Genomic DNA, 18285 nt, shown 5'->3' with positions numbered 1-18285 from the left:
GTCCGAACGCTCGGCCGGATAGGAACCGTCGGCCGGATCCCCGCGCCGGATTCGTCCGACTGGGGCTGGATACCCGGTTGAGCGCACACGCCCCTCGACGGCGCCCGCGCTACTCTTCGGCGCTGTCGAGGCCGGCATCGAGCTTGGCGATGGGGGCGAGCTTGACCAGCAGCTTGCGCTCCCCCACCGTGTCGAACACGACGTGGGCGATGCGCTTCGAACCGGCACCGGTGATGCCTGTGACCCGGCCCGCGCCGTACTCGTCGTGCCGGATCCGATCGCCCGGGGCCAGCTCGAGGTCGCCGTTGTCGCGGACCGAGCCGACGATCGTGTTCGGGAATCCGCCGCCCGCGGCCTGCGCGGCCTTGGCCTGCCGTTTGCGTTCGCGCCACTGCTCGAGCGCCGACTGCATGTTGCCGCTCGCCGGTTCGGAGACCGCTGCGGCACCCGATCCGCCGCGTCCGTAGCCGCCACTGCCCGAGCCGGATCCGAACGAGACCGAGGACTCGACGCCGCGCCCGGCGCCGCCTCGACTCGGGCGGGCGCCCGAACGGGGTGCGTTCAGCGCGCGCGACTCGGTGCCGCCGCGGCCCGTGACCTCGCCCGGCGACTGGCGCCAGTCGATGAGGGACTCGGGGATCTCTTGAAGGAACCGCGAGGGCATCGCCACCTGCACGTCGCCGAACTGGGCGCGCGTGCTGGCCAGGGTCAGGTAGAGCTGCTTGCGCGCACGGGTGATGCCCACGTACATGAGCCGGCGTTCCTCGGAGATGCCGCCGATCTCGTCGACCGACATCTGGTGCGGCAGCAGTCCCTCCTCGACGCCCGTGATGAACACCGCTGGGAATTCGAGGCCCTTCGCCGTGTGCATGGTCATGAGCGAGACCGTGCCGCTCTCGTCGTCGAGCTCGTCGACCGCGGCGACCAGGCTCACCTCGGTGAGGAACTCGAGCAGCCCGACGCCCGGGTGCTGCACGTCGTATTCCTTGGCGACCGAGACGAGCTCCTCGAGGTTCTCGGCGCGGGCTTCGTCCTGCGGGTCGCGCTTCGCCCGCAGCTTCTCGATCATCTGCGTCTCGTCGAGGATCAGCTTCAGCACGTCGGCGACGGGCGCCGGCTGCTTCCGGGTCTCGGAGTCGTCGGTGGCGCCGCCGCCCGCGGCCATGCGCGCCGCGCGCTGCAGCAGCTGGCCCAGGCTCTCGATCGCCGCGCGCACCTTCGGCCCGAACGAGAGCTCGCCCGCTCGGAGCATGGCGTCGTGGAAGGAGATGCCCATCGCCTCCGCGTAGTTGGCGAGCTGCGCCTCGGCCATGGGACCGATGCCGCGCTTGGGAGCGCCGATGAGGCGCGACCAGGCGATGGGATCGTAGGGGTTCGCGAGGCTCGTGAGGTACGCCATGGCGTCCTTGATCTCGGCCCGCTCGTAGAACTTGGTGCCGCCGAGCACCCGGTACGGGATCGCGGCCCGGATCAGCAGCTCCTCGAGCGCACGGGTCTGCGAGTTGGTGCGGTAGAACACCGCCACGTCGCCGTAGGCGAGGCCCGAGCGGTGCAGGTCCTCGATCTCCTCGGCCACGAACCGAGCCTCGTCGTGCTGCGAGTAGCCCGTGAACCCGACGATCTGCGGGCCGTCGCCCTCCGAGGTCCAGAGGCTCTTGTCTTGTCGGTCGAGGTTGTTGCCGATCACGGCGTTGGCCGCCGAGAGGATGTTCTGCGTCGACCGGTAGTTCTGCTCGAGCTTGACCACCTCGGCACCCGGGAAGTCGCGCTCGAACTCGACGATGTTGCGGATGTCGGCACCGCGGAAGGCGTAGATGGACTGGTCGGAGTCGCCCACGACGGTGAGGCTCGCGGCCGGGATGCAACCGAGGCCGTCGAGCTCGCGCTCGCGCACGGGCGGAACGAGGCGCTCGACCACGTCGCGCTCGACGGGCCGCGTGAGCTCACGGATCAGCGAGTACTGCGCGTGGTTCGTGTCTTGATATTCGTCGACCAGCAGGAAGCGGAAGCGCCGTTGGTAGACGGCCGCGACCTCGGGGAAGGTGCGGAAGAGGTGCACCGTCTGGCCGATGAGGTCGTCGAAGTCGAAGGCGTTGGCCCGGCGCAGCTCCTGCTCGTAGCTGCGGAAGATCTCGATGAACAGCCGCTCGCGCGGGTCGTTCGCGTTGGCCGTGGCCGCGTAGCTGTCGGCGTCGGAGAGCTCGTTCTTGAGCCGCGAGATCTTCGAGCTCGCGTTGGCCGGGGTGAAGCCGTAGCTGTCGGCCTCGAGGTCTTTGATGATGCGCTTGAGCAGCGCTCGGGAATCGGCCGAGTCGTAGATGGTGAAGCCCGAGACGTAGCCGAAGCGCTCCGCCTCGCGGCGCAGGATGCGCACGCAGGCCGAGTGGAAGGTCGAGATCCACATGCCCTCGGCCGCGCTGCCGAGCAGGCCCTCGACGCGCTCGCGCATCTCGGCGGCCGCCTTGTTGGTGAAGGTGATGGCGAGGATCTGGCTGGGCCAGGCCTCGCGGTTGCGGATGAGCTGCGCGATGCGGTGGGTGAGCACGCGGGTCTTGCCCGAGCCCGCGCCCGCGACGATGAGCAGTGCGGGGGAACGCGTGCTGACGGCCTGCGCCTGGGGCGGGTTGAGGCCGTCGAGCAGCGGATCCGGCGCGCCGGAGGCGCCGGTGCCCGGGTCGCCGAGGGGAACGCCGGACGGGTCGAGAAGTTCGAATTCGCTCATCGTGGTCCCAGTCTAGGAGCGACCACCGACATACTCCCCCGGGGAGCCGGGCTAGCATGGCTGGGGTCCGACCCGAGGCCCCGATGAACGGAGACCGATGCCCACCGATCCGAGGCTCCTCGTGCTCGCCACCGGCGGCACGATCGGCATGCGCGAGACGCCGGCGGGCATCGCCCCCGACCCGGACTTCCCCGAGATCCTCGAGGACATGCTCGCCGAGATCTGCGAACCCCTCGGGATCGAGTGGCGGGTCAATCACCTCCAGCCCCCGATCGACAGCGCGAACGCCGACGCCGACACCGCACCGCGCATCGCGCGCACGCTGAGCGCCCGGGTGCGCACGCAGCAGCCGCGCGGCGTGGTCGTGCTGCACGGCACCGACACCCTCGCCTACACCGGCGCGCGCCTCGCATTCGAGCTCTCGGGCCTCGGCTCGCCGGTCGTGCTCACCGGCAGCCAACTCCCCCACGGCGCCGAGGGATCCGACGCCCGCGACAACCTGAGCCTCGCGGTCCGCGCCGCGATGCGCGCGTCGCGCACGGCCCCGGTCTCCATCGCCTTCGGCGGGGCGATCGTGCCCGCGGTGCGCGCGACCAAGCACCACAGCTCCGCGCTGGAGGCGTTCCGCGCCGAGCTCCCCCTGGGCGCGAGGCCCGCGGGGATCCCGAAGCTCGACGACGGCTCCCGCGGAGCCGCCTCGGCCCGCGTGATCTCGTTCCGTTTCGTCCCCGGCGTCACCGCCGACGACCTGCGCGGCGCCGTCGCGGGCGCTCCCGACGGCCTCGTGCTCGAGTGCTACGGCAGCGGCAACGGCCCCATGGACCGCCCCGGCATGCGCGACGCGCTCCGCGAGATCAGCTCGCGGATCCCCGTCGTCGCGATCACCCAGTGCACGGCCGGCGGCGGGGTCGACCTCGCACGGTACGCGGTCGGGCGCGAACTGGCGCGCACGGGCGTGATCACCGGATCCGACCTCACCCTGGAGGCCGCGATCGCGAAGCTCGGCTGGCTCGTCGACCGCGGCGCGGTCGGCAACATCCTGCGGGATCTCGTCCCCATCAACCTCATCGGCGAGTGCGCACCGCCGGCCGCCGAGGACCCGATCAGCTGAGGTGCGCCGCCGCGGCCCCGAGCTCGGGGTGGTCGACGAAGATCCCGTCGACGCCGGTTCCCACGATCGCGCCGAACGCGGCGCGCCAGTCGCCCCACGCGCTCACGGTCGCGGGATCCCGCGGATCGCCGATACGGAACGGCGCCGCGAGGAACCGGTTCTCGGGACGCAGCGTCCACGTGAGCACCGCGAGTCCGCGGGCGTGGGCACGCTCGACCAGGTCGGAGGCCACCGCAGCGCCGTCGGATCCGACGCCCACCAGGTCGCAGGTGTCGACGCTGATCCCCTCGACCCGGCCGGCCAGCGCGTCGAGCCCCGCGTCGCTGCGGTACCAGGCGTAGCTCGCGGCGGCGGATCCGCCGGCCGCCTCGCGCGCCACCTCGTCAGCACCCGATCCGTCATGCTCCAGCAGGAATACGAAGTCCGCGGCCAGGCCGTCGGCGCGCAGCCGGTCCAGGATCCCCAGCTCGAAGCACTCGATCACGAGCCGCTCCCGACGGTCCGCCCAGCCGGCCTCCGCCAGCACCGGCGGCAGCAGCTGCTCGAAACGGTGCCCCAGCTCCGAGAAGTACTGCGCGTGCTTCACCTCGAGCACGACCCCGATCCCGCGGTCGGTCGCCGCGCTCTCCTCGTCGATGATCGCGAGCACGTCCGACAGCCGGAGGATCGGCTCGCGTCCATCGAACTCCCGGTTGTCGGGGCGCACCTCGGGCAGGCGCTCCCGGCTGCGCAGGATCGCGAGCTCGTCCCAGTCGAAGTCCTCGGTGAACCAGCCGGTCAGCTCGACGCCGTCGACGGTCTTCGTCGTGCGCCGGCCGGCGAACTCCGGGTGATCCGCGACGTCCGTGGTGCCCGAGATCTCGTTCTCGTGCCGCACCACCAGCACGCCGTCGCGGGTGACGACCACGTCCGGCTCGACCGCGTCGACGCCCTGCCTGCAGGCGAGCCGGTACGCCGATTCGGTGTGCTCGGGGCGGACGCCGGAGGCTCCGCGATGGCCGATGACCAGGGGACGGGATCGGGCGGCGCCGGAGGTGTCGAGCATGCCGACCATGCTAGGTCCGCCGGGTGAACGATCGGGGTGACGGACCGGGTGAGCTGCGGGCGAACACCCAGTGGATTCCTATGCTGGCGTGGGAATCCGCCGATAGGCTGGTGTGAAATCCCGTCGAGAAAGGATCCCGACGCACATGAGCAATCCCGCGCTCTCCAACAACCCGGCGCTCAACGGCAAGACGCTGACCGCCGAGGAACTGCACCGCATCTACGATCAGCCGGCGGCGCAGCCCCAGCGCCCGGGCATCGACGTGCCCGCCGGTCAGCCCGCGCAGCAGGGCTTCGGCGCGCAGCCGGGCGCCCAGCAGCCGCCCGTCATCACCCCGTCCGACAAGCCGATGACCTACGAGAACACCATCTCGAAGACGGTCATGCTGTTCCTCATCGTGCTCGCCTTCGGCGCCGTGGGCTGGTTCGTGCCGGTCCTCATGCTCCCGGGCGCGATCGCCGGCCTCGTGCTGGGCCTCGTGAACGCCTTCAAGAAGGAGCCGAGCGTTCCGCTGATCATCGCCTACGCCGCCGCGCAGGGCCTGTTCCTCGGCGGCATCTCGGGCACCTTCGAGGCGATGTTCAACGGCATCGTCGCCCAGGCCATCATCGGCACGCTCGCCGTGTTCGCCATCACGCTGCTGCTGTTCCGCAGCGGCAAGGTGCGCACCAGCCCCCGTGCGACCAAGATCTTCATGGTCGCGATCATCGGCTACGCCGCCTTCTCGCTGGTCAACGTCGTACTCATGCTCACCGGTGTCAACTCCGATCCCTGGGGCATGCGAGGTGCTGTCCTCTTCGGCTGGCTCCCCCTCGGCGTCGTCATCGGTGCCCTCGCGGTGCTGCTCGCCGCGTACTCGCTCGTCATGGACTTCGAGCTGATCCAGAACGGCGTGCGCAACCGCGTCCCCGAGAAGTGGGCCTGGTCGGCCGCGTTCGGCCTCATGGTCACGCTGATCTGGCTCTACGTCGAGATCCTGCGCATCATCGCGATCTTCCGCAGCAATTAGCGGCTGACGCGACACCGACGCCGAAGGGCGGGGAACCGAACGGTTCCCCGCCCTTCGGCGTCTGCGGTGCGTTCGAGTTCCCCGGGTCAGGCGGAGATCGAGCGAGGCGGCTCCGGCGATTCGATCGGCGGCACGGGCACCACCGTCACCGGACTCGTCGGCAGGCCGCCGTGCAGCGCGCGGTGCAGCCGCTCCATGCGCGCGTCGAGCTCGGCCGCGGTGTCGGCGGCGTCCTTGAGGCTCGCCAGCAGGCCCTCGGGCACCTGGCGCTCGTACTTGTAGTGGATCTTGTGCTCGAGACTCGCCCAGAAGTCCATCGCGATGGTGCGGAACTGGATCTCGACGGGCACGCGTACCGCACCCGTCGAGAGGAACACGGGCACCTCGACGATCGCGTGCAGGCTCTGGTAGCCGTTCGGCTTCGGCTGCGCGATGTAGTCCTTCACGAGCAGCAGCGTCACGTCGTCCTGCTGCGTGAGCAGCTCGAACAGCCGGTAGACGTCGGCGGTGAAGCTGCAGGTGATGCGCACGCCCGCGATGTCGGTGATGTGCTGGCGCACGACGTCGAGGCCCGGCGGCAGACCGCGCCTGCGCACCTTGTCGAGCAGGCTGTCCGTCGACTTCACCCGGCTCGACACGTGCTCGATCGGGTTGTAGTCGTGCATGTAGAGGAACTCGTCGCGCAGGATCTCGATCTTGGTCTCGATCTCCTTCAGCCCGAACTCGTACTCGAGCAGGAACCGCTGGAACTCGTCGCGGACCGCCCGGGCCTCGGCCGCGGACATCGAGATGCGTTCGTCATCGGCACTGTCCATGTGCTCGACCCTAGCCGCGCAGTCTCGGCGCGGGCTGCGAGTCCCCTGCGCCGCTCCCCCGCCGGCACGGCCGCCGCGCCGGTCCTCGCCGCGGCTCGAGCCGCAGCCCGAACCGGGGAGGCATGCGCCCCCGGCTAGTCTTGACGGATGATCCTCGAGTCGATTCGCGCCGGGCTCGCCAGAGCCTTCTGGTGGCTGTCCCCGTGGCGACTCGTCCCCGAGAGCGATCCGCCCGCCGGGCCGCGCCTGCTGATCGGCGCACCGCACACCTCGAACGTCGACTTCGTGCTGATGCTCGGCATCGCCTGGAGCGCGCGCATGCGGATCCACTGGCTCGGCAAGCGCGAGCTCTTCCGCGGCATCGCCGGTCCGATCATGCGCGGACTCGGCGGGATCCCCGTCGACCGCGCGAACGCATCGGGCGTCGTCGACGCCGTGGTCGCGCGCGCCCGCACGACCGACCGCTTCATCCTGGTGGTCACGCCCGAGGGAACCCGCTCGGGCAGCGGCTGGCGCAGCGGCTTCTATCGGATCGCCCGCGCCGCCGAGCTGCCCGTCACGCTCGGCTTCGTCGACCGCACCACCCGCACCACGGGCCTCGGGCCGACGCTCGCGCTCACCGGCGACGTGGTCGCCGACATGGACGTGATCCGCGCGTTCTACGCGGACAAGGCCGGAGTGCGTCCCGAGCGCCGCACCGAACCCCGCCTGCAGGACGAGGCCGGGCTCACCGCGCTGCTGGCGGGCGACTCCGCGGAGCCCGGCGCCGTCTGAGCGCGCCGTCGTCGAACGCAGCGCGACGCAGGGTGCGTACCGCCGCACAGCGGAACGGGCCGGGGAGCTTCGCTCCCCGGCCCGTTCCGCTTCCGTCAGCGCCGAGGCGCCGAACGGATCACTCCCACTCGATGGTCCCCGGCGGCTTCGACGTCACGTCGAGCACCACTCGGTTGACCTCGGGCACCTGGTTGGTGATGCGGTTGGAGATCTTGGCGAGCACCTCGTAGGGCACGCGGGTCCAGTCGGCCGTCATGGCGTCCTCGGACGAGACGGGGCGCAGCACGATCGGGTGGCCGTAGGTGCGGCCGTCGCCCTGCACGCCCACCGAGCGCACGTCGGCGAGCAGCACGACCGGGCACTGCCAGATCGTCTGGTCGAGGCCGGCGGCGGTGAGCTCCTCGCGGGCGATCGCGTCGGCCTCGCGCAGCACGTCGAGGCGCTCGCGGGTGACCTCGCCGACGATGCGGATGCCGAGACCGGGGCCGGGGAACGGCTGGCGGCCGACGATCGCCTCGGGGATCCCGAGCTCGCGGCCGATCGCGCGGACCTCGTCCTTGAACAGGGCGCGCAGCGGCTCGATCAGCTCGAAGTCGAGGTCCTCGGGGAGGCCGCCGACGTTGTGGTGCGACTTGATGTTCGCGGTGCCCGCGCCGCCGCCCGACTCGACGACGTCGGGGTACAGGGTGCCCTGCACGAGGAACTTGACCTTCTCGCCCGAGGCCTTGGCCTCGGCGACGAGGTCGAGCTGCACCTGCTCGAACGCGCGGATGAATTCGCGGCCGATGATCTTGCGCTTCTCTTCGGGATCGGTGACCCCGGCGAGGTGGCCGAGGAAGATGTCGGCCGCATCGACGGTGATGAGCTTGACGCCGGTCGAGGCGACGTAGTCGCGCTCCACCTGCTCGCGCTCGCCCTTGCGCAGCAGACCGTGGTCGACGAACACCGCCGTGAGCTGGTCGCCGATGGCCTCGTGCACGAGCGCGGTCGAGACGGCCGAGTCGACGCCGCCCGACAGCGCGGAGATGACGCGCGCGTCGCCGACCTGCTCGCGGATCCGTTCGATCTGCTCGGCGATCACGTTGCCGGCGGTCCAGTCCGCGGGGATCCCCGCGACGTGGTGCAGGAAGTTCTCGAGCACCCGCTGGCCGTGATCGGAGTGCTTCACCTCGGGGTGCCACTGCACGCCGTAGAGCTTCTTCTCGGCGGAGCCGAACGCCGCGACCGGGGTCACCGCGGTGCGGGCGTAGACCTCGAAGCCCTCGGGCGCCTGCTGCACGGCGTCGCCGTGGCTCATCCAGACGTTCTGGGCCTCGGGCTGGCCGCCGAGGATCGCGCCGCCGCCGCCCACGAGGGTCGCGCCGGTCGCGCCGTACTCGCGGTCGCCGGTGTTGCCGACGGTGCCGCCGAGCGCGCGCGCCATGACCTGGAAGCCGTAGCAGATGCCGAGCACGGGGATCCCGAGGTCGAACACGCTGTCGTCGAAGGCGGGAGCGCCCTCCTCGTAGACGGACGAGGGTCCGCCCGAGAGCACGATGCCGAGCGGGCGCTTCGCCTCGACCTCGGCCGCGGTGATGGTGTGCGGCACGAGTTCGGAGTAGACGCCCGCTTCGCGCACGCGGCGCGCGATGAGCTGGGCGTACTGCGCTCCGAAGTCGACGACGAGGACCGGGCGGTGCTCGGTCGAGGTCTGATCGGTCATGAACGGCCTTCCGGGATCGGTGCGGCCGAGGCCGCGTTGGGAGTGGGAGTCTGGGCGGCCTCGAGGTACTCGAGGGTCTGCGTGACCTCTCGTGCGGTGCGCCCCTCGAGGAAGAAGGACATGAACGGGATCACGCCGCCGAGCGCGAGCAGCAGGAAGCGTCCGAAGTTCCAGCGCATCGGACTCCACAGCATGAAGTTCGAGATCAGGTAGACCACGTAGAACCAGCCGTGCGCGATGAGGATCGCCTTGAACAGGTCGAAGCCCTGCACCGCGAAGTCGCGCTCCATGCCGCCGGGCATGACGGGCTCGAAGTGGGCGAAGCCGTTCGGGGTGAAGAGGAACAGCTCGACCCGGAACACGTACTTCATGACCATGACGGCGCAGAGCAGCAGCAGCATGGTGCCGGTGATCACCGAGGTGACCTTGTAGAAGCTCAGCGACTTGCGGATGCGCGGGAAGTCGGCGGGCTTGGGCTGCAGAACCATGGATTCCATCCTATCGCGGTGTGACGTTTCGTCCTGCCCGGAGGAAGGACGTCATCCTGCGCGAGGAACGAGCCGCAGGATCTCGGGATTCTGCGACTCGTTCCTCGCGCAGAATGACGGGATGAGGATCAGGGGCCGGCCGCGCCGCCGCCCTCCGCCTCGAGCGCCTTGAGCTCGTGCTCCTTCTCCCAGGCATCGCGCGCCAGGCGGTACCAGAAGAAGATCGCGAAGCCCGCGAACACGACCCACTCGATCGCGTAGAAGACGTTGAGCCAGTTCACCGTCTCGGCCGGCAGCGGCGGGACGGACTCGATACGGTCGAGCCCGTACTTCGACAGCGGCTCGCCCAGCAGCAGTTCGGCCGACTGCTTCGGGTGCAGCACCAGGTAGCCGCCGTAGCTGGGCTCGTCGCCCGCGCCCCAGCGGTTCACGAGCTGCGCCGGAGCCATCGAGAGGATGGTCTGCGGGTCGCGGTCGGCCGTCGGGATCAGCGGCGCGTCCGGCGGCATGTACCGGCCCTCGAACGCCACCGGCTGGAACACCTGGGCGACCGGCTGCTCGGCGATGCGCTTCGCGGCCGCCTCGGCCTTCGCCGCGGACGGCGCCCAGCCGAGCGCCACCGCGAGCCGTGCGGAGGATCCGTTGCCCTGGTCGACCTGCACCTCGCCGACCACCCAGGCGCCCTGCGCGCCGAAGTTGGTGCGGTTCTCGACCACCAGGGTCGAGGTACGGGTCAGCACACCGGTGCCCGTGGCGACCATGCCGCCCGCGTGATCGCTGACCGCGATCCCCGGTTCGGTGAGCTCGTTCAGCGGGCGCGGCTGCTCGGAGGACGAGGTCGAGTCCTTCGCGCTGTTCTGCACGGCGACCCCGAGCTGCCACTGGCCCAGCCAGGCGAAACCGGCCGCGACCGCGAGCGCCGCGATGAGCGCCAGGATCCACTGCGGGCGCACCATGACCCGTGCAAGAGTCGGGTCGCCGAGGTATTCGGGGCGTTTCGCGGACGTGCTGATGGTTCGGCGCTCCTGCCAGAGGGATCAGGGCCGGAGAACCCACGGCCCACGGTCGGAGAACGACCGGACGAACCGATTCTATCGGGCCTCGCCGGGTCCGTCCTGAGCGTCCGGATCGTCGGCGCTGCCCGTGAAATCGGGGGCTTCGAGTCGCACCCGGTCCGCCGCTTCGTCGGTCAGCTCCTGCTGGCTCGCCCGCTCCGCGGCGACGCGTTCGAGGTAGCGCTCGACCTCGCGTCCGATGCGCGCCGCGTCCCAGCCGAGCACTCCTGCCATGAGCTCGGCCGCGACCGGCGCGGCGGAGACGCCGCGATCCCATGCCTCGATCGAGATCCGCGTGCGCCGTGCGAGCACGTCGTCGAGGTGCAGCGCGCCCTCGTGGCTCGCCGCGTAGACGATCTCGGCGCCGATCACGTCGTCGGCACCGGGCAGCGACTCGCCGAGCTCGGGACGCTCGGCGATGAGCGCGAGCACGTCGTCGGTGCGCGACCCGTAGCGCTGCAGCAGGTGCTCCACCCGGTCGACGTGCACCCCCGCGGCCTTCGCCGAGCGCGCACGCCGGTTCCAGGCCGCGCGGTACCCCTCGGCGCCCACGAGGGGGACGTCGTCGGTGATCGAGGACGGGATCCGCCCCTCCATCGCGGCGACCGCCTCGTCGACCGCGTCCTTCGCCATGACCCGGTAGGTGGTGAGCTTGCCGCCCGCGACCATCACGAGGCCGGGCACGGCGTGCACCACGAGGTGCTCGCGCGAGAGCTTCGAGGTCTCGTCGCTCTCCCCCGCGAGCAGCGGCCGGAGGCCCGCGTAGACGCCCTCGACGTCGTCACGGGTGAGCGGGGTCTGCAGCACCGTGTTCACGTGCTCCAGCAGATAGTCGATGTCGGCCGCGGTCGCCGCCGGATGCGCCTTGTCGAGCTCCCAGTCGGTGTCGGTCGTGCCGATGAGCCAGTGCCGCCCCCAGGGGATCACGAAGAGCACGCTCTTCTCGGTGCGCAGCAGCAGACCGTACTTCGAGCGGAAGCGGTCCCGCGGGACCACGAGGTGGATCCCCTTCGATGCGCGCACCCGGAAGGTGCTCCGCTCCCCCACGAGCGCCTGCGTGTCGTCGGTCCAGACACCGGTCGCGTTGATGACCTGCTTCGCGCGGACCTCGAAGCGCTCGCCGGTCTCGAGGTCGTGCGCTTGGACGCCGACCACCCGCTCGCCGACGCGGAGGAATCCCTCGACGCGCACCCGGTTCGCGGCGAGCGCGCCGTAGGCGGCCGCGGTGCGCACGACCGTCGACACGAGTCGCGCGTCGTCCACCTGCGCGTCGGAGTAGCTGAGCCCGCCCCGGAACGCGTCGCGGCGGAGGCCCGGCGCCTCGCGGCCCAGCCGCCGGCGGGTCACGTGCGCGTGCCACGGCACCCCGGGCGGACGCCCGCCGGTCCGCGCGAACAGATCGTAGAGCAGCATGCCGGCGCCCACGTAGCAGCGCTCGATCACGGGGACCGTGACGGGGTAGAGGAAGCGGACCGGACGCACGAGGTGCGGTGCCAGGCGTTGCAGCAGCAGCCCGCGCTCGACGAGCGCCTCGCGCACGAGCGAGAAGTTCATCTGCTCGAGGTAGCGGATGCCGCCGTGCACGAGCTTCGAGGATCGGCTCGACGTGCCCGACGCCCAGTCCCTGGCCTCCAGGATTCCGGTGGAGAGACCGCGGGTCGCCGCGTCGAGCGCGACGCCCGCACCGGTGATCCCGCCGCCGATCACCAGCACGTCGAGTTCGGCACCGGGCTCGCGCATCGCGGCGATCGCCGCGGCGCGCTCATCGGGTCCGAGCCTGCCGCGGGTGTCCCCCGCCGCAGGCGGTTGCGAGTTCTTCCGTACGCTCATGCGCTCCTCCTTCCGAACCCGCGAAGCGCTCAGCGCTCTGCGTGCACGATCCCGACGCGCTGGAACTCCTTGACCTCGGAGTACCCGGCTGTGGCCATGGCCCGGCGCAGCGCGCCGATGAGATTCGCGGTGCCGTCGGCCACATGGGCCGGCCCGCCGATGATCTGCTCGAGCGGGGCGACGCCGCCGACCTGCACCCGCGCGCCGCGCGGCAGGTCTTCGTGGTGCGCCTCCTGGCCCCAGTGCCAGCCGCCGCCCGGGGCGTCGGTGGCGCGTGCGAGGGCCGCACCGAGCATGACCGCGTCCGCGCCGCAGGCGATCGCCTTGATCAGGTCGCCCGAGGTGCCGAGCCCGCCGTCGGCGATCACGTGCACGTAGCGGCCGCCCGACTCGTCGAGGTAGTCGGTGCGGGCCCCGGCGACGTCGGCGATCGCGGTCGCCATGGGTGCGCGGATGCCCAGCGTGGCACGGGTGGTCGACGAGGCGCCCCCGCCGAAGCCGACGAGCACGCCGGCCGCTCCCGTGCGCATGAGGTGCAGGGCCGACTGGTAGGTCGCGGCGCCGCCGACGATCACCGGCACGTCGAGCTCGTAGATGAACTGCTTGAGGTTGAGCGGCTCGCGGCCCGGCACCGAGACGTGCTCGGCCGAGACGGTGTTGCCGCGGATCACGAAGAGGTCGACGCCCGCACCGATGACGGTCTCGGAGAACTCGGCGGTGCGGTGCGGCGACAGCGCGCCGGCCACCGTCACCCCGGCCTCGCGGATCTCGCCCAGGCGGGCCGTGATCAGCTCGGGGCGGATCGGGGCCGCGTACAGCTCCCGCATGCGGGCGAGCGCGGCCACCGGGTCGGAGATGGTCGCCAGATCGGCGAGCAGCGGCTCCGGGTTCTCGTGGCGGGTCCAGAGGCCCTCGAGGTTCAGCACGCCGAGGCCGCCGAGGCGGCCGAGCGCGATCGCCGTCGCGGGCGACATGACCGAGTCCATGGGGGCGCCCAGCACCGGGATCTCGAACTGGAACGCGTCGATGGTCCAGCCCGTCGAGACGAGCTCGGGGTCGCGGGTGCGCCGCGTCGGCACGATGCCGATCTCGTCGAAGGTGTACACGCGACGTGCGCGCTTGCCGCGGCCGATCTCGATCTCGTTGCTCACGAAACCAGCCTACCGGCCGCACGCCGATACGGCGAAGCCCCCGATCGCACGGGGGCGTCGGGGGCTTCGTCCGGAGAGCGGATCAGCGCCGGTAGTTGGGCGCCTCGACCACCATCTGGATGTCGTGCGGGTGGCTCTCCTTGAGGCCCGCGGAGGTGATGCGGACGAACTCGCCGCGCTCCTTGAGCTCCGTGATCGAACGCGCGCCCACGTAGAACATCGACTGGCGGAGGCCGCCGATCATCTGGTGCGCGACCGCCCCGACGGGCCCGCGGTAGGGCACCTGGCCCTCGATGCCCTCGGGGATCAGCTTCTCGTCGCTCGGGACGTCGGCCTGGAAGTAGCGATCCTTCGAGTAGGAGGTGCGCTCACCGCGGGTCTGCAGCGCGCCGAGCGAGCCCATGCCGCGGTAGTTCTTGAACTGCTTGCCGCCCACGAACACCAGGTCCCCCGGGCTCTCGTCGGTACCGGCGAGCAGCGAGCCCATCATCACCGAGGACGCGCCGGCGACGAGCGCCTTCGCGATGTCGCCCGAGTACTGCAGGCCGCCGTCCGCGATCACGGGGACGCCCGCGGGCGTCGCGGCGCGCGCGGCCTCGTAGACCGCGGTCACCTGCGGCACGCCGACACCGGCGATCACGCGGGTGGTGCAGATGGAGCCCGGCCCGACGCCGACCTTCACCGCGTCCGCGCCGGCCTCGACGAGCGCCTTGGCGCCGTTGTAGGTCGCGACGTTGCCGCCGATCACGTCGATGTGCGCGAACGCGGGATCGGCCTTGATCTTGGCGATGATGTCGAGCACGCCCTTGCTGTCGCCGTTGGCGGTGTCGACGACGAGCACGTCGACGCCCGCGTCGAGCAGCGAGGTGGCGCGCTTCCAGGCGTCGCCGAAGAAGCCGACCGCGGCGCCGACGCGCAGGCGACCCGCGTCGTCCTTGGTGGCGTTCGGGTACTGCTCCTCCTTGTCGAAGTCCTTCACCGTGATGAGCCCGGTGAGGCGACCCGACCCGTCGACGAGCGGCAGCTTCTCGATCTTGTGCTGGCGGAAGATCTCGGCGGCGTCGCTGCGGCTCATGCCGGTGCGACCCGTGATGAGGGGCATCTTGGTCATCGCGTCGCCGACGCGCACGCGGGAGCGCTCGCCCGGATCGATGAACCGCATGTCGCGGTTCGTGATGATGCCGAGCAGGGTGCCCTGCTTGTCGACGACGGGCAGGCCACTTACGCGGTACTCGCCGCAGAGGGCGTCGACCTCGGCCACGGTCGCGTCGACCGTGGTGGTGACCGGGTTCGTGATCATGCCGGCTTCGCTGCGCTTGACGCGGTCGACCATCTCGGCCTGGTCCTGGATGGACAGGTTGCGGTGGAGGATCCCGAGGCCGCCGTTGCGGGCCATCGCGACCGCCATGCGCGTCTCGGTCACGGTGTCCATGGCCGCCGAGATGAGCGGGATCCCGAGCTCGATCCGGCGCGTGAGCCGGGTCGAGGTGTCGGCCTCGCTGGGGATGACGTCGGTGTGCGCCGGAAGCAGCAGCACATCGTCGTAGGTCAGACCGGTGAACGCGAAGGGATCGCGCTGTTCCATGGAGCCTCTTTCCGGGTCGGGATCGTTGCGAGGAGAACGGCGCATCCGCTGCCGTTGCACCATTCTAAACGCTGGACCCCCGCCGCTTCTTCCCGCGGGTTCCCAGGCGGCTATCCGCCGAGGGCGATCGGCCCCGTCTTGGGCTCGGCCGTCACCCGCGCGTTCGGCCCGCGCCGCAGCGTCGCGACCATGTCGACGACGAGGAACACGAGCGCGATCCAGACCCCGATGAAGCCGATCCAGCGCGCCGTCGACATCTCCTCGTGCATGACGAAGTAGCCGAACAGGAACCCGATCACCGGGGTCATGAACTGCAGGAAGCCGATGTAGGTGAGCGGGAGCCGCTGCGCGGCCTCGCCGAACAGGATCAGCGGGACCGCGGTGACGAGCCCGCTGAGCAGCACGAACACCGTCACGAGCGTGCCGTGGGAGAACGCGCCGAGCCCCGCGGGGAGCGCGGCGAGGATCGCGAGCTGCGTGAGCCCCACGGGCACCGAGACGATCGTCTCGACGGTGAGCCCCGTCACGCCGTCGACCGCGTCGATGCGCTGGTGCACGACGCCGTAGAGCCCGAACGACACGGCGAGGCCGATCGCGATCCAGGGGAACTGGCCGTAGGCGACCGTCGACACGAGCACGCCGAGACCGGCGATGGAGACCGCGATCCACTGCAGGCGCGACAGCTTCTCGCGCCAGAAGATCACGCCGAACAGGATCGTGAACAACGGATTGATGAAGTAGCCGAGGGCCGTTTCGAGCACGTGGCCCGAGATCACGCCGATGACGAAGAGCTGCCAGTTCGCGTAGAGCAGCAGCGATGCGAGCGCCAGCGCGCCGAGCTTCTTCGGCGAGCGCAGGATCCCGGCCACGGCGCCCCAGCGCCGGGTGATCGTGACGATCAGCGCGCAGATGATGAGAGTCGTGATGACCCGCCACGGCACGACCTCGAGCGGGTTCACCGCCGCGATGACGGTGAAGAAGAGCGGGAAGGCTCCCCACATGAGGTAGGCCCCGAATCCGAAGGCCAATCCCGATCTGAACCGCGTCGTCGCCCCGTTTCCGCTCATCGATCCAGTCTAGTGATCGACGCGGACCCGGTCGATGCGCCCGCGGACGATCCCGTACGCGAAAGCTGGCGGAGCGAACAGAACGGGCCCCGGAGGCGATGCCTCCGGGGCCCGTGTTCGCGCGGCCGGAAGGCCGCGGAGCGCTTAGCGGGTGACGACCGCGAGGACGTCGCGAGCCGAGAGCACGAGGTAGTCGGCGCCGCCGACCTTGACCTCGGTGCCGCCGAACTTCGAGTAGATCACCACGTCGCCGACCGCGATATCGAGCGGGACGCGAGCGCCGCTGTCGGAGACGCGGCCGGGGCCCACTGCCACGACCTCGCCCTCCTGGGGCTTCTCCTTGGCGCTGTCGGGGATGACGAGGCCCGAAGCGGTGGTCTGCTCGGCCTCGACCTGCTTGATGACGATTCGATCCTCGAGCGGCTTGATGGCAACCGACACGATTGACCCCTTTTCTGACGTGAACTGAAGATTGTGCGAGCGCCCGGAGGAAACCGGGCGTCGTGTGAAGTCTAGGGTCTGGTTTGGCACTCCTGCAAGGCGAGTGCCAGCGAATGCGCAGGTGATCGCGAGGGGCGAACGCGCGCGATCCGGCGGCGCCGTCCCGGAAACGATTCCGGCCGTGCGCACGGGCGCTCACGGCGCGGCATGCGAGGATGTTCGGCAACGGCCGGGAACTCCCCGGCATCCGCCGCCGACGGCCCGAGGAAGAAGTACGAGATGTCGTTCCCCACCGACCCCGCCCAGCCCCCGCAGCAGCCCGAGCAGCCGGCCGCGCCCGAGCAGCCGGCTCCGCCTGCGCAGCCCGCGCAGCCCGAAGCTCCGCAGTTCGTCGCCCCGCAGCCGAACGCCCCGCAGGCTCCGGCGCCGCAGGCCGCGCCGCAGCAGCCCTACGGCGCTCCCCAGCCCTACGGCGCTCCCCAGCCCTACGGTGCACCGCAGCAGCCGTACGGCGCTCCCCAGCCCTACGGTGCACCGCAGCAGCCGTACGGCGCGCCGCAGGCCCCGTACGGAGCGCCCCAGCCCGGCGCCGTCCCGCAGTACGCGGCGTACCCCGCTCCTCCGGCCACCAACACGATGGCGATCATCGCGTTCATCGCGTCGTTCTTCATCCCGCTGCTCGGCATCATCCTCGGGCACATCAGCCTGAGCCAGATCAAGCGCACCGGTGAGAACGGCCGAGGCCTCGCGCTCGCCGGCACCATCATCGGATACGTGTGCACCGCGATCGTCGTGCTCTGGATCGGATTCTTCATCGTGATCTCGGTGATCGCCGCGGCGTCGTCCAGCGGCTACTCCTACTCGAGCTACTGAGCACCCGCTCGCGCACTCGACCGAGAGGAGGCCCCGGACCAGCGTCCGGGGCCTCCTCTCGGTTTCACAGACTCCTGATGACACGGGAAAACCGCCATGTCGTATGGTGGAAGCGCAGCAGGTATCGGCTGCACGAACGAGATCCGGAGCTCAGCATGTCGAACGCCACCCCGCAGGAGCCGCAGAACACCGGCGCGCAGCCCACTGTTCCGCAGCCCACCGCACCGCAGCAGCAGTTCACCGTTCCGCAGCCGACCGCGACGCAGCCCTACGCCGCGACGCAGCAGTACCCCGCGGTCCCGCCGCAGCCGGCCCCGGCCTACAGCGCCGCCCCGCGCAAGCCCGAGGCCACCACCATGGGCCTTACCAACACCTACGCGGTCCTGGCCATCATCTTCGCGTTCATCGCGCCGCTCGCGGGCATCATCTTCGGGCACCTCTCGCTCGGCCAGATCAAGCGCACGGGCGATGCCGGCCGCGGCATCGCGCTCACCGGCCTCATCGTCAGCTACGCGTACTTCGTGCTGATCGCGCTCTTCTTCATCTTCTACATCGGCTTCATCGTCGTGCTGATCGGCACCGCCGGCACCGCGTTCACGCACTCGAGCACGTACTGA

General features: G+C 70.7%; 16 protein-coding genes. 5 read left to right on the top strand and 11 right to left on the bottom strand.

All coding sequences use genetic code 11. From position 1 onward, the window contains the following. Nucleotides 1-109 precede the first annotated feature (109 nt). Nucleotides 110-2722, bottom strand: a complete 2613-nt coding sequence (locus tag ABD169_RS05885; RefSeq protein ID WP_344030467.1) for an ATP-dependent helicase — start codon at nt 2720-2722, stop codon at nt 110-112. A 97-nt stretch (nt 2723-2819) separates the two neighbouring features. Between ABD169_RS05885 and ABD169_RS05880 the strand changes: the two genes are divergently transcribed. Beyond that, the gene (locus tag ABD169_RS05880; protein WP_046456583.1) at nt 2820-3833 is read left to right on the top strand and encodes an asparaginase domain-containing protein; all 1014 of its coding nucleotides are present in this window, start codon (nt 2820-2822) and stop codon (nt 3831-3833) included. On the opposite strand, the gene ABD169_RS05875 is transcribed toward ABD169_RS05880, so the two are convergent. After that, nucleotides 3826-4878: a glycerophosphodiester phosphodiesterase family protein gene (locus tag ABD169_RS05875; protein WP_344030464.1), complete on the bottom strand. Its 1053-nt coding sequence runs from the start codon at nt 4876-4878 to the stop codon at nt 3826-3828. The two genes, ABD169_RS05880 and ABD169_RS05875, sit on opposite strands and share 8 nt — an antisense overlap. Nucleotides 4879-5023: 145 nt before the next feature. Between ABD169_RS05875 and ABD169_RS05870 the strand changes: the two genes are divergently transcribed. Beyond that, on the top strand, nt 5024-5887 hold the full coding sequence (locus ABD169_RS05870; RefSeq protein WP_344030461.1) for a Bax inhibitor-1/YccA family protein: 864 nt from the start codon (nt 5024-5026) through the stop codon (nt 5885-5887). Nucleotides 5888-5973: 86 nt separating this feature from the next. On the opposite strand, the gene ABD169_RS05865 is transcribed toward ABD169_RS05870, so the two are convergent. Continuing rightward, complete coding sequence (locus tag ABD169_RS05865) at nt 5974-6702, bottom strand: GTP pyrophosphokinase (RefSeq protein ID WP_046456585.1); 729 nt, start codon at nt 6700-6702, stop codon at nt 5974-5976. A 147-nt stretch (nt 6703-6849) separates the two neighbouring features. Between ABD169_RS05865 and ABD169_RS05860 the strand changes: the two genes are divergently transcribed. Further along, a complete protein-coding gene (locus ABD169_RS05860) occupies nt 6850-7476 on the top strand; it encodes a 1-acyl-sn-glycerol-3-phosphate acyltransferase (RefSeq protein ID WP_344030456.1) in 627 nt (208 codons plus the stop codon). Between the two features lie 118 nt (nt 7477-7594). Here ABD169_RS05860 and guaA read toward each other — a convergent pair whose 3' ends face one another. The 8 genes from guaA to groES form a co-directional block, all read right to left on the bottom strand. Continuing rightward, the gene (guaA, locus tag ABD169_RS05855) at nt 7595-9178 is read right to left on the bottom strand and encodes a glutamine-hydrolyzing GMP synthase (RefSeq protein ID WP_344030453.1); all 1584 of its coding nucleotides are present in this window, start codon (nt 9176-9178) and stop codon (nt 7595-7597) included. Next, a complete protein-coding gene (locus tag ABD169_RS05850) occupies nt 9175-9666 on the bottom strand; it encodes a DUF3817 domain-containing protein (protein ID WP_344030449.1) in 492 nt (163 codons plus the stop codon). The genes guaA and ABD169_RS05850 overlap by 4 nt, the downstream gene beginning before the upstream one ends. A gap of 128 nt (nt 9667-9794) precedes the next feature. Further along, entirely contained in the window at nt 9795-10622 is an 828-nt protein-coding gene (locus ABD169_RS05845; RefSeq protein ID WP_344030446.1) for an SURF1 family cytochrome oxidase biogenesis protein, read from the bottom strand. Between the two features lie 135 nt (nt 10623-10757). Beyond that, nucleotides 10758-12551 carry a glycerol-3-phosphate dehydrogenase/oxidase gene (locus ABD169_RS05840; protein ID WP_344030443.1) on the bottom strand — a complete coding sequence of 598 codons (1794 nt, stop codon included), beginning with the start codon at nt 12549-12551 and terminating at the stop codon, nt 10758-10760. Between the two features lie 29 nt (nt 12552-12580). Then, nucleotides 12581-13702 carry a GuaB3 family IMP dehydrogenase-related protein gene (locus tag ABD169_RS05835; RefSeq protein ID WP_344030441.1) on the bottom strand — a complete coding sequence of 374 codons (1122 nt, stop codon included), beginning with the start codon at nt 13700-13702 and terminating at the stop codon, nt 12581-12583. A gap of 82 nt (nt 13703-13784) precedes the next feature. Continuing rightward, on the bottom strand, nt 13785-15287 hold the full coding sequence (gene guaB / locus ABD169_RS05830; protein ID WP_344030439.1) for an IMP dehydrogenase: 1503 nt from the start codon (nt 15285-15287) through the stop codon (nt 13785-13787). 110 nt (nt 15288-15397) lie between these two features. Then, entirely contained in the window at nt 15398-16354 is a 957-nt protein-coding gene (rarD, locus tag ABD169_RS05825; protein ID WP_344030436.1) for an EamA family transporter RarD, read from the bottom strand. A gap of 144 nt (nt 16355-16498) precedes the next feature. Beyond that, nucleotides 16499-16795 carry a co-chaperone GroES gene (groES, locus tag ABD169_RS05820; RefSeq protein ID WP_046456594.1) on the bottom strand — a complete coding sequence of 99 codons (297 nt, stop codon included), beginning with the start codon at nt 16793-16795 and terminating at the stop codon, nt 16499-16501. A gap of 279 nt (nt 16796-17074) precedes the next feature. On the opposite strand from groES, the gene ABD169_RS05815 reads away from it, so the two are divergent. After that, entirely contained in the window at nt 17075-17668 is a 594-nt protein-coding gene (locus tag ABD169_RS05815) for a DUF4190 domain-containing protein (protein ID WP_344030432.1), read from the top strand. A gap of 155 nt (nt 17669-17823) precedes the next feature. Further along, entirely contained in the window at nt 17824-18285 is a 462-nt protein-coding gene (locus tag ABD169_RS05810) for a DUF4190 domain-containing protein (protein ID WP_344030429.1), read from the top strand.

Source organism: Leucobacter iarius, from assembly GCF_039530105.1.
Lineage (GTDB): Bacteria > Actinomycetota > Actinomycetes > Actinomycetales > Microbacteriaceae > Leucobacter > Leucobacter iarius.
This window is presented reverse-complemented; position numbering and strand designations above follow the sequence as displayed.

What these genes read in the sequence shown, in the direction of transcription:
- ABD169_RS05885 (WP_344030467.1), bottom strand. Translation starts at nt 2,722, where the DNA reads ATGAGCGAATTCGAACTTCTCGACCCGTCCGGCGTTCCCCTCGGCGAC.
- ABD169_RS05880 (WP_046456583.1), top strand. Translation starts at nt 2,820, where the DNA reads ATGCCCACCGATCCGAGGCTCCTCGTGCTCGCCACCGGCGGCACGATC.
- ABD169_RS05875 (WP_344030464.1), bottom strand. Translation starts at nt 4,878, where the DNA reads ATGCTCGACACCTCCGGCGCCGCCCGATCCCGTCCCCTGGTCATCGGC.
- ABD169_RS05870 (WP_344030461.1), top strand. Translation starts at nt 5,024, where the DNA reads ATGAGCAATCCCGCGCTCTCCAACAACCCGGCGCTCAACGGCAAGACG.
- ABD169_RS05865 (WP_046456585.1), bottom strand. Translation starts at nt 6,702, where the DNA reads ATGGACAGTGCCGATGACGAACGCATCTCGATGTCCGCGGCCGAGGCC.
- ABD169_RS05860 (WP_344030456.1), top strand. Translation starts at nt 6,850, where the DNA reads ATGATCCTCGAGTCGATTCGCGCCGGGCTCGCCAGAGCCTTCTGGTGG.
- guaA (WP_344030453.1), bottom strand. Translation starts at nt 9,178, where the DNA reads ATGACCGATCAGACCTCGACCGAGCACCGCCCGGTCCTCGTCGTCGAC.
- ABD169_RS05850 (WP_344030449.1), bottom strand. Translation starts at nt 9,666, where the DNA reads ATGGTTCTGCAGCCCAAGCCCGCCGACTTCCCGCGCATCCGCAAGTCG.
- ABD169_RS05845 (WP_344030446.1), bottom strand. Translation starts at nt 10,622, where the DNA reads ATGGTGCGCCCGCAGTGGATCCTGGCGCTCATCGCGGCGCTCGCGGTC.
- ABD169_RS05840 (WP_344030443.1), bottom strand. Translation starts at nt 12,551, where the DNA reads ATGAGCGTACGGAAGAACTCGCAACCGCCTGCGGCGGGGGACACCCGC.
- guaB (WP_344030439.1), bottom strand. Translation starts at nt 15,287, where the DNA reads ATGGAACAGCGCGATCCCTTCGCGTTCACCGGTCTGACCTACGACGAT.
- rarD (WP_344030436.1), bottom strand. Translation starts at nt 16,354, where the DNA reads ATGAGCGGAAACGGGGCGACGACGCGGTTCAGATCGGGATTGGCCTTC.
- ABD169_RS05815 (WP_344030432.1), top strand. Translation starts at nt 17,075, where the DNA reads ATGTCGTTCCCCACCGACCCCGCCCAGCCCCCGCAGCAGCCCGAGCAG.
- ABD169_RS05810 (WP_344030429.1), top strand. Translation starts at nt 17,824, where the DNA reads ATGTCGAACGCCACCCCGCAGGAGCCGCAGAACACCGGCGCGCAGCCC.